The 14,113-nt window shown below is 67.2% G+C and carries 14 protein-coding genes; 3 read left to right on the top strand and 11 right to left on the bottom strand.

Annotated features, from left to right (window positions below):
• Nucleotides 1-125: 125 nt before the first annotated feature.
• From AC1D2O_RS13415 to AC1D2O_RS13400, 4 genes are all read right to left on the bottom strand, one after another.
• The gene (locus AC1D2O_RS13415; RefSeq protein ID WP_478086757.1) at nt 126-1,304 is read right to left on the bottom strand and encodes an ABC transporter substrate-binding protein; all 1,179 of its coding nucleotides are present in this window, start codon (nt 1,302-1,304) and stop codon (nt 126-128) included.
• 120 nt (nt 1,305-1,424) lie between these two features.
• The gene (locus AC1D2O_RS13410) at nt 1,425-3,209 is read right to left on the bottom strand and encodes an acyl-CoA dehydrogenase family protein (RefSeq protein ID WP_478086755.1); all 1,785 of its coding nucleotides are present in this window, start codon (nt 3,207-3,209) and stop codon (nt 1,425-1,427) included.
• A gap of 47 nt (nt 3,210-3,256) precedes the next feature.
• Nucleotides 3,257-4,492 carry a CaiB/BaiF CoA transferase family protein gene (locus AC1D2O_RS13405; protein ID WP_478157175.1) on the bottom strand — a complete coding sequence of 412 codons (1,236 nt, stop codon included), beginning with the start codon at nt 4,490-4,492 and terminating at the stop codon, nt 3,257-3,259.
• Nucleotides 4,493-5,467 (bottom strand): Bug family tripartite tricarboxylate transporter substrate binding protein, encoded by a 975-nt coding sequence (locus AC1D2O_RS13400; RefSeq protein ID WP_478086751.1) that lies wholly within the window; start codon nt 5,465-5,467, stop codon nt 4,493-4,495.
• 145 nt (nt 5,468-5,612) lie between these two features.
• On the opposite strand from AC1D2O_RS13400, the gene AC1D2O_RS13395 reads away from it, so the two are divergent.
• Entirely contained in the window at nt 5,613-6,521 is a 909-nt protein-coding gene (locus AC1D2O_RS13395; protein ID WP_478086750.1) for a LysR family transcriptional regulator, read from the top strand.
• Nucleotides 6,522-6,590: 69 nt separating this feature from the next.
• Here AC1D2O_RS13395 and AC1D2O_RS13390 read toward each other — a convergent pair whose 3' ends face one another.
• On the bottom strand, nt 6,591-7,088 hold the full coding sequence (locus tag AC1D2O_RS13390; protein ID WP_478086748.1) for a MarR family winged helix-turn-helix transcriptional regulator: 498 nt from the start codon (nt 7,086-7,088) through the stop codon (nt 6,591-6,593).
• A 228-nt stretch (nt 7,089-7,316) separates the two neighbouring features.
• Here AC1D2O_RS13390 and AC1D2O_RS13385 point away from each other — a divergent pair, with 228 nt between their 5' ends.
• Nucleotides 7,317-8,564: a lipase family protein gene (locus tag AC1D2O_RS13385; protein ID WP_478157173.1), complete on the top strand. Its 1,248-nt coding sequence runs from the start codon at nt 7,317-7,319 to the stop codon at nt 8,562-8,564.
• A 64-nt stretch (nt 8,565-8,628) separates the two neighbouring features.
• Here AC1D2O_RS13385 and AC1D2O_RS13380 read toward each other — a convergent pair whose 3' ends face one another.
• The 6 genes from AC1D2O_RS13380 to AC1D2O_RS13355 form a co-directional block, all read right to left on the bottom strand.
• Nucleotides 8,629-8,916: an acylphosphatase gene (locus AC1D2O_RS13380; RefSeq protein ID WP_478086744.1), complete on the bottom strand. Its 288-nt coding sequence runs from the start codon at nt 8,914-8,916 to the stop codon at nt 8,629-8,631.
• Between the two features lie 73 nt (nt 8,917-8,989).
• Nucleotides 8,990-9,448, bottom strand: coding sequence for an OsmC family protein (locus tag AC1D2O_RS13375; RefSeq protein ID WP_478086742.1), 459 nt, complete (start codon nt 9,446-9,448; stop codon nt 8,990-8,992).
• Nucleotides 9,445-10,827 (bottom strand): LLM class flavin-dependent oxidoreductase, encoded by a 1,383-nt coding sequence (locus AC1D2O_RS13370; protein ID WP_478086740.1) that lies wholly within the window; start codon nt 10,825-10,827, stop codon nt 9,445-9,447. The genes AC1D2O_RS13375 and AC1D2O_RS13370 overlap by 4 nt, the downstream gene beginning before the upstream one ends.
• A gap of 3 nt (nt 10,828-10,830) precedes the next feature.
• Complete coding sequence (locus AC1D2O_RS13365; protein ID WP_478086738.1) at nt 10,831-11,982, bottom strand: ABC transporter substrate-binding protein; 1,152 nt, start codon at nt 11,980-11,982, stop codon at nt 10,831-10,833.
• A gap of 59 nt (nt 11,983-12,041) precedes the next feature.
• Nucleotides 12,042-12,782, bottom strand: coding sequence for an ABC transporter ATP-binding protein (locus tag AC1D2O_RS13360; RefSeq protein WP_478086736.1), 741 nt, complete (start codon nt 12,780-12,782; stop codon nt 12,042-12,044).
• A complete protein-coding gene (locus AC1D2O_RS13355; protein WP_478086734.1) occupies nt 12,779-13,687 on the bottom strand; it encodes an ABC transporter permease subunit in 909 nt (302 codons plus the stop codon). Before AC1D2O_RS13355 ends, AC1D2O_RS13360 begins: the two co-directional genes overlap by 4 nt.
• Before the next feature lie 292 nt (nt 13,688-13,979).
• On the opposite strand from AC1D2O_RS13355, the gene AC1D2O_RS13350 reads away from it, so the two are divergent.
• A complete protein-coding gene (locus AC1D2O_RS13350; RefSeq protein ID WP_478086732.1) occupies nt 13,980-14,105 on the top strand; it encodes an Lrp/AsnC ligand binding domain-containing protein in 126 nt (41 codons plus the stop codon).
• Nucleotides 14,106-14,113 lie beyond the last annotated feature (8 nt).

The following is a 14,113-nucleotide window of genomic DNA, read 5'->3' as shown; positions in this document are numbered from 1 at the left end:
CTAGTCAAGCGTCGCAGGTCAAGGCCTTGGCATTCGCGGTCCCGTCGCGAGGATCATCGCGACAGAGAGGCGTACGCGCGGCGTCGGGAGGCCGTTGCTCGTTGCCAGGCGCGTTCCCGGTTCCATCACTTGATCGAGCACTCGCCTGCGAACGGGTCTGAGTGCTGAGTGAGCGCCGTGCCCACCAGCTTGTTGCCGATCTTGCCTGCAGCGTCCTTCTGCACCACTCGCATGTAGATGTTGTGGATCGGATACTGATTGGTGTTGAACGCGAAGGGGCCGCGCACGGAAGCGAAGTCGGCCTTGCGCAGCGCAGCCCTGAAGGCGTCGCGGTCCTCGATCTTCCCCTTGACAGCGCTTACGGCGCTGTTGACGAGCATCGCGGTATCGAAGGCCTGCGAAGCGTACATCGTGGGGGTTCGGCCGTACGCCTTCTGGAACTCGGCGACGAACTTCTGGTTGGCCGGGTTGGGCAGATCGGCCGCCCATTGCGACGCGTTGAAGAGCCCGACGATCGGATCGCCGATGCCCTTGATCGTGTCTTCGTCCGCCGAGAAGCCGGGCGCCAGCAGAGCGACATCCTTCGACAGGCCTGCGGCGTCGAACTGTTTGATGAAGTTGACGCCCTGCCCACCCGGGAGGAAGAAGAACACGGCGTCGGGCTTCGAAGCTTTCAGCGTCGCCAACTCGGCGGCGTAGTCGAGTTGGTTGAGCTTCGTATAGATCTCCTCCACGATCTCGCCCTTGTACTGGCGCTTGAATCCGCCCAGTGACTCTCGGCCGCCGGGATAGTTCGGGGCGATCATGGCGACGCGCTTGTAGCCTTTCGAGGCGGCGAATCGACCCATCGCTTGGGGAATGTCCTCGTTCTGCCAGGCGATGGCAAAGAAGTTCCGGTTGCACTTGGCGCCCGCGTAGTCTGCCGGCCCGGTGTTGGTGCTGAGGTAGACCGTGTCGTTGGCCAGAATGCCCGGGAGAACGGGCAGGAGCACGTTGGAATAGACAACGCCGGTCACCAGGTCGACCTTGTCGCGCTTGAGGAAGCGCTCGACGGACTGGCGGGCGCTTTCCGGGTTCTGCTGGTCGTCGACCACCGTCATCTCGACCGGCAAGCCACCCAGATTGCCGCCGTTCAGCTTGACGCCGAGCGCGAAGCCGTCGCGCACCTCCTGGCCCGCTGCCGCGCCGGGGCCCGACAGTGTCGTGAGAAATCCGATTTTGATCTTTTCGGCCGAGTGCGAGGCCGACGCGCATGCGAAAAGCCCGCAGAGCATTGTGAGGCGGAGGGCGGGGGCGAGCATCATGACTGTTCTCCAAAGAGGGGCGAGGATGCTTGGCAGTCTAGGGATGGGCGCCCCGCACAGATATCCGCAAACGACGGTGAAGCGCTGTGGATTTGTCCGTTTCTGGCGATCAGAAAGGCTTCAGATGAAGAGCGCGGCCACCTCCTCCGGCCCGGGCGCGTCGGCCTGGAGCAGCAGGGCGTCGCCCGCATGCTCGCCCTCCTCATCGGGGCCTGCCAGCGGATCGCGCGGGGCCAGGCGCGTGCGCACGAGGGCATCGGCCAGCAGCAGGCGGCGAGCGTCGACGCCCGGCTGTGCACCTTCCCAGGCCAGCAGGATGGCCGCGCAGGCGTAGTACAGGCCGCTCGCGGCGCGGCGCACGTCGCCTTCATGCCGGGCATTCGCCGCCACCGATTCGGCCAGCGCGATCGCGCGGTCCAGGCTGGTCTGCAGCGTCTGGCGCAGGCGCGCCGGGATGGCCGTGCCTTGTTCCAGGCGCGCGGCCAGGATGCTCCTGAGCGCGTTCTGGGCGCCGTTCTTGCGCACCGCGCGCTGGATGGCGTCGAGCGCGTTGATGTTGCTGGTGCCTTCCCACAGCACGCCGATATGGGCGTCGCGCACCAGGCGCGCATTGACGAAATCCTCGATGTAGCCGTTGCCGCCGCGCACTTCCATGGCGCCTGTCGCCACCACGATGTTGTCGCGACAGGCGCGGAACTTGATGAGCGGCGTGAGCAGCCGCAGCGCGTCGCGCGCCGTGGCATCGCCCAGGTTGGCCTTGTGCATCACGTCGGCGGTGGCCATGACCATCGACAGCGCTGCTTCGGTCGGCAGCATCAGCTTGAGCAGTTGCCGGCGCAGCAGCGGATAGGCGATGACGGGGCTGCCGAAGGCCGAACGGTGGCGGGCGGCCTGCATCGCCTCGTTCAGGCAGCGCCGCATCATGGCCGCAGCACGCACCGCGTGCGACAGACGCGAGAGATTGACCTGCTCCATCATCTGCTTGAGGCCCTGGTCGAGCGCGCCGACGGGGTAGGCGAAGGCGCCATCGAGCCGCAGCTCGCCGCTGGCCATCGAACGGGTGCCCAGTTTGTCCTTGAGCCGCACGATGCGGTAGGTATTGCGGCTGCCGTCTTCCAGCCGTCGCGGCATCGCGAACAGCGCCAGGCCCTTGGTGCCGGCGGGCGCGCCTTCGGGACGCGCAAGGATGAGGGCGATGTCGGCGTCGGTGTGCGAGGAGAACCATTTCTCGCCGAACAGGTGCCATCGGCCATCGATCTCCCGGGCCACCGTCTCGACCGCGCCGACGTCGGAGCCGCCTGCCTTCTCGGTCATGAACTGCGTGCCCTTCCACAGCGTCTCCATGTCGTCGCTGAGCATCCGCGGCAGGAGTTTTTGCTGGAGTTCGGCGCTGCCGTACTTGCGGATCAGGTGGATGGAGGTGTCCGTCACGCTGATGGGGCACATCTGGCCGAACTCGGACTGGACGAACAGATACTGGAAGGCGTACTTGGCCAGCGCAGGCAGCGGCTCGCTGCAGCCGAGCACGCCGGCGCGATGGCCCATGGCGTGGAACTGGAAATCGCCGAAGGCGATGTGTTCCATCTCCTGGTAGGCCGGGTGGTAGTCGATCCAGTCCTCGTCCTCGCCCCAGCGCGTTCGCGCATGCAGCACGGGCGGATTCTTGTCGGCCACCGTGGCCAGCGCGTTCAGGCGTCCCCCGGCCAGCTGGCCCATGCGCTCGAAATGCGGTTGCAACTGCCGGCGCTGGTCGGCTGGAAGGTACAGCGCCAGCAGGTCCTGAAGGCCCCGGTCCATCGCGTAGAAATCCAGCCCTGCGCAGTCCGGTGCGAGATGCTGCGAGCTCTGGTTCGACGTGGCGGGACGAGGGCGTACGTATTCGGAGTAGTTCGGTTTGAAGGACATGGTCACCTCGAGATCAGGAAGGGAAGAGCGGCCGGCGGAGCGCGGCCTCAGATCACGCCGGCGGTGCGCAGGCGTTCGATCTGATCGGTCGACAGGCCCAACGCATCGCCGAGCACCACCTCGGTGTGCTCGCCCAGTTCGGGCGGGCCGACGCGGTAGTCGATCGGGGTCTCTGAAAAACGCATCGGACTGGCGACGGCGGGAAAGGTGCCGCCGCTGGACAGCGGGATGTCGACGCGGATGCCGCGCTCGCGCACCTGCCGGTCTTCGAAAGCCTGGCCGAAGTCGTTGATCGGTCCGCAAGGCACGCCGGCGGCTTCGAGGCGTTCCAGCCAGTGGGCCGTGGTGTCGCTGCGCATGATGTCGCCGAGTTGGGGCAGGAGCTGGTCGCGGTTGACGAGACGGCCCGAGACCTTCGCGAAACGCGGGTCTGCGCTCAGCTCGGGCCGGCCGATGGCGTGGCAGTAGGACGCGAACTGGCCGTCGTTGCCGACCGCCACCACGATCTGGCCGTCGCTGCTGGCGAACACCTGGTAGGGCACGGCATTGGGATGGGCGTTGCCGTAGCGTCGCGGCATCCGGCCGGACACCAGGTAATTCACGGCCTGGTTGCTGTTGAAGGCCATCGCGCAGTCGAGCAGCGCCATGTCGATGTGCTGGCCGCGGCCGCTGCGTTCGCGCCAGGCCAGCGCAGCCGTGATCGCCAGGCTCGCGTACATGCCGGTCGTGACGTCGGCGACCGCGATGCCCACTTTCTGCGGCCCGCCGCCGGGCAGGTCGTCGCGCTCGCCGGTGATGCTCATGAGGCCGCCCATGCCCTGGAACACGAAGTCGTAGCCCGGCCGGTGGCTGTAGGGGCCGGTCTGGCCGAAGCCGGTGACGGAGCAATAGATCAATCCGGGATGGGATTCCCTGAGATCGTCATAGGCCAGCCCGTAGCGCGCCAGTGTCCCGACCTTGTAGTTCTCCACCAGCACGTCGCAGGTGGCGGCCAGGCGCCGGATGATGTCCTGGCCTTCGCGGCTTGCCAGGTCGACCGTGATCGACTTCTTGCCGCGATTCGTCGATGCGTAGTAGGCCGAATCCTGGCGCTCCGGATGGTCGCCCGAAGGCAGCCATGGAGGTCCCCAGCCGCGCGTCTCGTCGCCCACGCCGGGCCGCTCGACCTTGATGACCTCGGCGCCGAGGTCGGCGAGATTCTGCGTGCACCAGGGGCCGGCGAGTACGCGGGAGAGGTCGAGCACCCGGACGTGCGACAGCGGCTTGATCGTCTGTGCCTGCATTCAGTCCGCCTTGATGTGCGCGTCGGCGATCACCTTGCCGTAGCGCGCGCTTTCTTCGCGCATGTAGGCCGCGAAGGCATCCTGGTAGTAGCCGACGGGTTCGGCGCCGTTGCTCAGCAATTGCTTTTGCACTTCGGGCTGCGCGAGCACCTTCTCGATTTCGGTCGCCAGCTTCGCGACGATGGCGGGCGGCGTGCCCGCGGGCGCCACCAGGCCGACCCAGGCGGACATTTCCATGCCCGGATAGCCAAGCTCCGCCACGCTGGGCACCTCGGGCAGGGCGGCCGAACGCTTGCCGCTCATGACGGCCAGGGCGCGCAGCTGCCCTCCGTTGATCTGCGGCACGCCGGTGAAGGCCGGCTCGAAGGTCATGGAGACCTCGCCGGCCATCACCGCGGCCTTGGCGGGCGCGCTGCCCTTGTAGGGCACGTGCAGCACTTCCATCCGGGTTCGCGTCCTGAGCATTTCGCCGGCCAGATGGGCGCTCGAGCCATTGCCGTAGGAGGCGTAGCTCAGGTCCCCGGCCTTGGTGGCGCCAAGCTTGACGAGCTCGTCGAGCGTCTTCGCCTTGACCCCGGGATGGACCACGATCACGCTCGGCGCCGCAGCCACCAGCGCGATCGGCGCAAAGGCCTTGACGGGGTCGTAGCGCAGGTTGGGGTAGAGCCATCCGTTGATGGTGAGCGTGGTGTTGGTGGCGGCCAGCAGGGTATAGCCATCGGGCTTGGCGCCGGCAACGGCCTCGGCGCCGATGATGGTGGCCGCGCCCGGCTTGTTTTCCACCACGACCGGCTGGCCCAGTCGCTCGCCCAGCTTCTGGCCGATGACGCGGGCCACGACGTCGGTCATGCCGCCCGCCGCGTACGGGACGATGACGCGGATGGGCTTGTTCGGGTAGTCCTGTGCATGCGCTGCAGTGGCAGCGAGTGCCGAGGCCGCAAGGGCGGCGCAGGCTGCGACGATCCTGGTTTTCAAGTTTGTCTCCTTTTATGGGTCTGCTGCGCGCCATGCTTCGGGAGTGCCGATCGGCGCGCTGGTCGAAATTCTTGCCGCGCCGATTTTTCTGGTCCAATACATTTTTTCGCCCCATTGATCCACGGATTGGATAAATCGAGCACCCATGGACCTGAGACAGCTTCGCTATTTCGTGGCAGTGGCCGAGGAACTTCACTTCGGCCGTGCAGCGCAGCGCTTGTCCATCACGCAGCCGCCCTTGAGCTTCAATATCGCCAAGCTGGAGGACTCGCTGGGCTTCGAACTCCTGCGCCGCAGCACGCGCGAAGTCGCGCTGACCCCGGCCGGTCAGGTGATGTACCAGGAGGCGCTCAAGATCCTCTCGCTCACGCGGGAAGCGCAGGCCTCGGCCGGGCGCATCGCGCGCGGCGAATCCGGCTCGATCCACGTGGGCTTCGTCGGCTCGGCCCTGCTGACGCGGCTGACCGAGGTGACTCGAAGCTTTGGCTTGGCGCGGCCTGGCGTGCAAGTGGTCATTCACGAACTCAACAGCTTCGAGCAGGTGGACGCGCTCCAGCATCGGAAGATCGACCTCGGCATCATCCATTCCCGCACCTTGCCCGGCGGCATCGCCTCGCGCGTGCTCGACAGGCAGAGTTTCGTGTGCGTGCTGCCGGCAGACCATCCGCTGGCGGCCCGTGCCGACATCCGTCTGCAGGAACTCCGGAACGAGGATTTCGTGCTGTTCTCGCGTCCGTTCTCTCCGGAATTCCACGACAAGATCGTCGCCATGTGCCTGCGTGCGGGGTTCACGCCCAACATCCGCCACGAGGTGCGGCACATGCTCTCGGTGGCCGCACTGGTGGCCCGCAAGTTCGGCGTGTCGCTGGTGCCCTCGTCGTTGCAGACCATGGTGTTGCCGAACCTGTGCTTCCGGCCGCTGGCCCAATCGGAGCAGCCGTCCGAGTTGCGCGGCATCTGGCGCGAGGGCGATCCCTCGGCCCTGGTGCATTCGCTACTGGAAGCGCTGACGCCGCGCGAAGAGTCGGTGGGGGACGCAGCCGCCCGAGGCTGAATGCCTGCTGGAGGGGCGAGAAGCGCCGACCGGAAGCGCGAAGCGGCACCGTGACATCGGGGAGGTCCCTCACGAGACGGGGGCGGCGCCCTCACGGCAGAGAGCGACCTTGTGCAGAAGCTCGACCAGCATGGCCCACTCGGCCGGGCTGAGGGTTGCCAGCGCCTTGCGCTCCTCCGAAAGGACGGTGCGCACCGATTCGCGCGACAGTTGTTCCCCCGCAGCGGTGGCACGTATGTGCTGCGCGCGGCGATCCATGGTGCTGCGCTCACGTTCGATCAGGCCGCGACGCTCGAGCTTCTCGATCCAGACCGCCATGTTCGGCGGGGCGATCGCCAGCGCCTCGGACAACTGTTTGGCGGACAAACCCGGGTTTTCATCGACCAACGCCAGGATCGTGAATTCCACGGGGCGCAGCTTGAAACCACTGCCGACCCGCCTCTCGAAGATTCGCATCGTTGCAATGGATGCCTGCGCGACCTGGTAGCCGACGACGTGATGGATGCCTGCTTCGCGAAGAAGCCCGAAAGGCGTTCGATCTTCGGGCGCGTTCTTCTGAGTTGCCATGCCCTCCATTCTCCCCCGAGCCGCACCGCTTCCTTTTGGTTACCAGACATAACTACATGGATGGAATCCATTGGTAGTTTCACCCGGCTATCACTGAAACTATTTATTTTTAATAATCAATTGCTCGCGATGGCAAAGCGCCATCTTCCGAGTGAAACCGGCCCGACGGCGTGTTGTCGGGCTGTTCCAAAACCAAGGAGACCACGCATGAGAGACACCCATACCCCCATGACTTCCAGATTGGCCAGGATGCAGCTGGCGGCCGTTGCTGCTGCCGCGTCCGTTTTGCTCGGCGGATGCGGAGGCAGCGATCGCAGCGGCGTGGCACTTGGCGGCTGGAACGCCAATGCCGCCACCCCGCCCGCCGTGACCGCTGGCCCTTCCGGCAGCAGCTTCTGGGATGTCTATGGCACGCCGGATCCCCAGGCGAAACCTGGCGAGATCTACTGGGCGCAGCCGCGCACCGACGCGCCGGACGGCGCCAAGGCCTGGAACATCATTTACGTTTCAGAGATCGCACCTGGCGTCAGGAAGTACGTCTCCGGAGAGATCTATGTCCCCAATGCCGCTGCCGGCGGCCAGCAACGGGATGTGGTTCTCTGGAACCACGAAACGACGGGCGTGGCGGACGCATGCGCGCCCTCGCGACGCAGTCTCGTGGCGTCGGACGCCAGCCGGGTACCCGGTATCCAGGCACTGCTGGCAAAGGGCTATGTCGTGGCGATGAGCGACTATCCCGGACAGGGCCTGCCGGGGCCTGCCTTTTACATGGCCGGCCAGCCCAATGCCCGTGCGTCGCTGGACGTGCTGCGGGCGGTGCAGAACTTCCCCGAGGCGAAGGCGTCGAAACGCTACGTCATGTACGGCTGGTCACAAGGGGGACAGACCACCATGTGGACTGAGTCCATCGCCGCCAGCTATGCGCCCGAGTTCACCGGCCTGGGCTCGGCGCTGATTGCGCCGGCAGTGCGGATCCGAGAGCTGACACTGAACTCGATGAAGAGCACCGAACTGGCGGGCTACGTGATTTCGACGCTGCCCGGCATCAAGGCCGCGCACCCTGAACTCAAGTACGGCGACTTCCTGACCACCGAGGGGCTTGAACAGTTCCCTGCGATGGCGGACGGCTGCTTCGACATCTGGTCGGCTGCAGCCACAGTGGCCGCTCCCTACAAGCCCGATGCACTGATTCCGGGCAGCAGTTGGTGGAACGCGATGACCGCCGTGGACAACTTCTCACCGAAGGGAAGCATGCCCGTCGTGATCTACCAGGGCTCGGCGGACACCACGACACCCGTTCGCCTGACGGCGTCGGAGCGTACGGCAATGTGCAAGGCAGGGTCCAGCGTGGAGTACATCGAATTCCCCGGACTGGACCACGAGCCGGTCGTCCCGGAGGCTGCCAAGCGATTCCCCGCCTGGGCGGAGGACCGCTTCCTGGGGCGGCAAGCGGTCAGCAACTGCGCGCCGTCTTAGCCACGTCGTCGAGAGGCTGCGCACCGGCGCCGACGGCGCCCCGGATCCAAGCATCGGTCAAACGCTAAAGCGTCTCACGTTGCGCAAACCCTGCAGCTGCCTGAGCGGGCCCAGGCAGCTCCGCGACCTCCACCCGCTCGACGCGTGCCTCCGGCGGGCCGCGACGCGCCCAATCCACCAGCGCGTCGACGGCCGATGCGTCGCCGATGGCAAGGGCCTCCACCGTGCCGTTGCGGCGGTTGCGCACCCAACCGTGCACGCCTAGCGCTTCGGCGGCCTGAGCCATGGACCCGCGGTAGCCCACGCCTTGAACGTAGCCGTGGACGAGGAGGTGCTTCTGGATGAACGCCATGCTCGCACTGTAGTGCGCCGGGCCCGCATCTGCAGCGCTGCGACCCCGTGACCCCAGCGCTGACACCCGACGCTCAGGGGCGCACCGCGACTGCGGCCTCGATCGGCCCGCCCCGCCTCAACGTGTTGTAGATCGGACAGGCCCCGGTGAACGCGTCGACCAGCATCCGTGCGGTCGCCAGGTCGACCCCTTCGAGCACGAAGCCCAGCCGGATGGCCGCGTAGCGCGTGCCATCCTCCGGGTCGCGCTCGAACGAGACCTCCACCTCGGCCTCCTTCAGCGCCACCTCTCGTTCCCGAGCGGTCTTCTGCACCAGCCCCAGCCCGCAAGACGCCAGCGAAGCCAGCAGCAGCTCGCCGGCCTGCACCGCATCTCCAGGGCCGCCAGCCGTCGCCTTCGTATCCGACACGAAGTGATGCTGCCGTGCACTCACAAGGAAGCGCCCGAAGGGTTCGACAGCCCGCGCACGCACGCTCACGATCTCGCCCACCGCGGCGGGAGCTTCCTGTCGTTCGTCGACCGTGGTGCTCATGCTGCCCTCCTTCTTTCGGCGATGCCGGACGCGGCCCGTTCCTTCCACGCACCGGCAGCCGGCCTTTCGAGTCCCAGGTTCTCGCGCAGGGTCGCGCCCTCGTACGCCGTGCGGTAGAGTCCGCGCCGCTGCAGTTCGGGCACCACCAGCCGCACGAAGTCCTCGAAGCCGCCGGGCTGGTAGGGCGCGCTGATCATGAAGCCGTCGCAGGCGCCTTCGCGGAACCAGCGCTCCATGCCGTCGGCCACCTTGTCGGCCGTGCCGATCAGGTCCCCTTCGTAGCGGCTGCCGTAGCGCTTGCCCAGATCGCGCAGCGTCAGCTGGTCGCGCTCGGTGGCTTCGCGCACTTCCTGGTAGTGGCCCTGCACGCCGGGCACGTCGATGTCGGGCAGCGCCGAGTCGAGCGGGTATTTCGAGAGGTCGACGTCGAGGTGATAGGACAGCGTGGAGAGCCCGGCATGCGGATCGACCAGCGCACGCAGCGCGCGGTCCTTCTCTTCGGCGATCGCCTGCGTCTCGCCGACCAGCGGCGTCGCGGCGGGCAGCACCTTGAGCGAATCGGGGTCGCGGCCGTGCGAACGCACGCGGTCCTTGATCTCCTTGTAGAAGGCCTTGGCGCTGTCCAGCGAATCGTGGCTGACGAAGATGGCGTCCGCCCATTGCGCCGCAAAGTCACGGCCGCGATCCGAAGCGCCGGCCTGCAGGATCACCGGGTAGCCCTGCGGCGGCCGGGCGACGTTCAACGGCCCCTTGACGCTGAACCACTCGCCCTCGTGATCGACATAGTGGACCTTGGCCGGATCGGCAAAGAGCGGCGTCTTGCGGTCCTGCACCAGCGCGTCGTCCTGCCAGCTGTCCCAGAGCTTGAAGACGACCTCGAGAAATTCGTCGGCGCGGTCGTAGCGCTTGCTGCGCGGCACCTGTTCCTTCTTCGAGAAGTTGCGGGCTTCGGCATCCTGGAACGAAGTGACCACGTTCCAGGCGGCGCGGCCGGCGCTCAGATGGTCCAGCGTCGCGAAGGAGCGTGCGACCTCGAAGGGCTCGTAGTGGCTGGTCGAGCGCGTCGACGCCAGCCCGAGGTGTCGGGTCGCGGCCGCCATGATCGACAGCACCACCACCGGATCGAGCCGCAGCGAACCGAGTGCGCCGTGGCGCAGCTGCGTGTCGTTGCTGCCCTGGTAGCGGTCGGGGACCGCGAGGATGTCGGCGAAGAAGGCGAGGTCGAACAGGCCCTTTTCGAGCGTGCGCGCGATGCCCTGGTAGTAGTCGGCATCGAGCCAGCCGCTCTCCGAGGCCGGGTAGCGCCAGCCGCCCGGGCGGCCGGGACCCGCGGTGACGAAGGCGGCGAGGTGGATCTTCTTGTCTTGGGGCTTCGGCATGGTTCAGGCTCCGAGCTCGGCAGCGACGAGTTTCTTGACGGGGTCGAAGCGGGTGTCCAGCAGGAAGCTGCGCACGTCGACCTTGTTCGGCAGCACGCCCAGCGACTGGAAGTTGCTGGCCAGATCCTGGGTCGAGTCGGCGGCGGCGCCGTCGATCGGCTTGAGAGCGACCGCACCCGAGTCGGACAACCGGGCGTCGACGATGAGCTGGCGATACACCTTCTCTTCCACGCTGCCGGGTTCGAAGCCGCCCAGCCTGGCCCACGATGCGACGGTTTCGTCCGGATGCGCGAGGGCGTATTGCTGCGACTCGCGGATCAGCCGCACCAGCCTGGCCACCACTTGCGGATGCTTGTCGGCAAACTCGGCGCGTGCGACGTAGAAGGCGTAGTCGTAGGTCTTCACGTCCGGCAGCGTGCGCGCCTTGTCGCCGAGCTTGGCAAGCGCCAGGGCGCTGGCGGGCTGCCAGTGGATCCATGCGTCCACGCTGCCTTGGGCGAAGGCCGTGTAGGCGTCGGCGCCGCTCAGGCTGACCGCCTGCACATCGTTCAGCCGAAGCCCCGCCGCTTCCAGGTACTTGACCAGGCTGTAGGTGCCGGTGGTGCCGTTCTGGTGAGCGATCTTCCTGCCCTTGAGATCGGCCGCCGACCGGATCGGCGAATCCTTCGCCACCAGCACGTCGACTTCGGTCGCCGGCAATGGATAGGCCGCCAACGGCACGATCGGCACGCCGGCCGCCACCGCGTTGACGATCGCCGTGGCGGTCGCGAAGCTGAAGTCGACGCCGCCGGCCTTGATGCCTTCCATGACCGGCAGCGATGCGGTGAAGCCCGGCTGCCACACCACCTTGGCCGCAATCTCGTCTTCGAGCTTGCGGCCGTCGTCGCCCGCGCGCAGCGACGCGAAAACGCCTGTGCGGCCGTCACCGATGATCGCGATCGTGAGTTGCGGCGGCTCGGCCGCCGTTGCCGCGGATGCGGCGGCGCCTGCACCGGCAGCGGCCGCTGCTGGCGGTGCGTCGCCTTTGCCGCAGCCCGCCAGTGCCAGCGCGCCCGCGCCCCCGGCCAGCGCCAGTGCCAGGCCGCTCAGGCTGAGGAAGCGTCGCCGTGCGGCCAGGGCCAAGGTGTCTGAATGAGAGAAGGTGTCGATCGGCATGGGAGAGAGTCCTGTGATGGGTCTGGAAAAATCGGGATTGAGGGCTTGTGTGCCTGCGTTCAGCGGACGGCCTGCCCGGCTTGCGCCGACACAAGCCCTTCGAGCAGCTCTTCCTTGAGCGCGGCCAGCTCGGGGTCGCCGCGATGGCGCGGCCGCTCGCGGTCGATGAACAGATCGCGGGCGACGCGGCCCTCGCGCATGAGGAGCACGCGGTCGGCCAGGACCAGCGCCTCTTCGACGTCGTGCGTCACGAGCAGCACGGTGCGCGGCCGGCGTGCGAGCAGGCCTTCGAGAAGCAGTTGCATCGACGCCCGCGTGATCGCATCGAGCGCGCCGAAGGGCTCGTCGAGCAGCAGCAGCTCGGGTTCGTGGATCAGGGCGCGCGCCAGCGCCACGCGCTGGCGCTGTCCGCCCGACAGCACGACCGGATAGTCCTTCTCGCGGCCGGCCAGCCCCACCGCGGCGAGCAGCGTGCGGGCATCGTCGTCGCGTGCGCGCAGACCCAATGTCACGTTGCGCAACACCGTCCGCCAGGGCATCAGGCGGTCTTCCTGGAACATCATGCGGATGTCCGGCGACGGGTTGCGCGAGCGCAGTTCGACACGGCCCGAGGTCGGTGCCTCCAGTCCCGCGACGATGCGCAGCAGCGTCGACTTGCCGACACCGCTGGCGCCGATCAGCGCGACGAACTGGCCGGCCGGAATCTCCAGGTCGACCTCGTGCAGCACGATCCGTTCGCCGAAGGCCTTGCCGACGCCGCGCAGGCTCAGCCTGTCGCCATTGGAGGATGCATGGGTCATCGCGCCGCTCCTTTGGCGTAGTTGGGGTGCCAGCGCAGCAGGCGTCGTTCGACGGCCCGGGTGATCGAGTCGGCCAGCCACCCGGCGATCGCGTACAGCACGATCGCCAGCAGGATGACGTCCGTGCGCAGCAATTCGCGCGCGTTCTGCACCATGTAGCCGATACCGTCGCGCGAGGCGATGGTCTCGCCGACCACCAGCGTGAGCCAGGCCACGCCGAGGGCGTATCGAATGCCGGTCAGGATCGGCGGCAGCGCGCCCGGCAGCACCACGCCGGCGATCAGGCCGAGGGGCCCCAGGCCATACGACCGGCCCAGCTCGATCAGCTTCGGGTCCACGCCGCGGATGCCGCTCATCGTGTTGAGGTAGACCGGGAACAGCGAGCCCATTGCCACCAGCAGCACGCGCGGCTCTTCGCCGATGCCGAACCACAGGATCATCAGCGGCACGAGCGCCAGATGCGGAATCGTGCGAACCATCTGCAGCGAGCGGTCGAGCAAGCCGTGCGCCAGGCTCGACAGGCCGACCAGGAAGCCCAGCACCAGGCCGGTCGCCGCGCCGGTCACGAAGCCGATCGCGACGCGGCGCAGGCTCACCAGCACGTCGCGCTGCAGTTCACCCCGCTCGGCGAGCCCCCAGGCCGCACGCAGCACGTCGGACGGTGCCGGGAGGATCCCCGCGGGCAGCCGGCCGATGGCCGAGAAGTACTGCCACAGGGCGACAAGCGCAACCGGAAGAAGCCAGGGTACGAAGAGTCGCCAGCGACTCGGCTCGCTGCGCGCCGAAGCCCGCTGCGTCGGATCGATCGCGGCATCCGCGATGACGGTGATGCGGCTCGCGGTGTGACTGGGCGATGCGGCGGTTGGCGATGGCTCTGCAGGCAGGCGGGGGAGGACGGCACTCATGGATCGCGATGCAAGGCGGGCGGCAGCCGAAGCAGCGCCACGGGAGCGTGCGGGTTGAGCACGCCGGGAGAGGTCCAACCTTATCCGTGGCGGTCCGATGCGTGAACTCACATTTGCGCATGTCGATATGCGACAAATGGCCCATGGCTGCAACGGTCTTCTGCGGCCCCCCCGTTGGCCAGACTGATCGCCGTGACGTGCAGCATCATGGCGGCTTCAGGATGCGGGCCTTGTCCGCACCATCACGGCAGATGTCGATACCTCGAAGGCGGGCTATCGCGTCAAGGCGATCGTGGGCATCACCGTCCCTCAGCCCGGCCAGAAGGCATTGCTCGACAAGCTGAAGAAGGCACCCGAAGTGCTGGAGTGCCATCACGTCGCCGGAGCGGACTCCTACGTGATGACCGTGGTTTCTTGAAGCCTCGC

The sequence above is a fragment of the Variovorax sp. P1_G12 genome (genome assembly GCF_056405555.1).
The sequence above is the reverse complement of the archived record's forward strand: the minus strand, read 5'-3'. Positions and strand labels throughout refer to the sequence as shown.

Coding starts and splice junctions, on each gene's coding strand:
- AC1D2O_RS13415 (WP_478086757.1), bottom strand. CDS start 1,304: ATGATGCTCGCCCCCGCCCTCCGCCTCACAATGCTCTGCGGGCTTTTC.
- AC1D2O_RS13410 (WP_478086755.1), bottom strand. CDS start 3,209: ATGTCCTTCAAACCGAACTACTCCGAATACGTACGCCCTCGTCCCGCC.
- AC1D2O_RS13405 (WP_478157175.1), bottom strand. CDS start 4,492: ATGCAGGCACAGACGATCAAGCCGCTGTCGCACGTCCGGGTGCTCGAC.
- AC1D2O_RS13395 (WP_478086750.1), top strand. CDS start 5,613: ATGGACCTGAGACAGCTTCGCTATTTCGTGGCAGTGGCCGAGGAACTT.
- AC1D2O_RS13390 (WP_478086748.1), bottom strand. CDS start 7,088: ATGGCAACTCAGAAGAACGCGCCCGAAGATCGAACGCCTTTCGGGCTT.
- AC1D2O_RS13385 (WP_478157173.1), top strand. CDS start 7,317: ATGACTTCCAGATTGGCCAGGATGCAGCTGGCGGCCGTTGCTGCTGCC.
- AC1D2O_RS13380 (WP_478086744.1), bottom strand. CDS start 8,916: ATGGCGTTCATCCAGAAGCACCTCCTCGTCCACGGCTACGTTCAAGGC.
- AC1D2O_RS13375 (WP_478086742.1), bottom strand. CDS start 9,448: ATGAGCACCACGGTCGACGAACGACAGGAAGCTCCCGCCGCGGTGGGC.
- AC1D2O_RS13370 (WP_478086740.1), bottom strand. CDS start 10,827: ATGCCGAAGCCCCAAGACAAGAAGATCCACCTCGCCGCCTTCGTCACC.
- AC1D2O_RS13365 (WP_478086738.1), bottom strand. CDS start 11,982: ATGCCGATCGACACCTTCTCTCATTCAGACACCTTGGCCCTGGCCGCA.
- AC1D2O_RS13360 (WP_478086736.1), bottom strand. CDS start 12,782: ATGACCCATGCATCCTCCAATGGCGACAGGCTGAGCCTGCGCGGCGTC.
- AC1D2O_RS13355 (WP_478086734.1), bottom strand. CDS start 13,687: ATGAGTGCCGTCCTCCCCCGCCTGCCTGCAGAGCCATCGCCAACCGCC.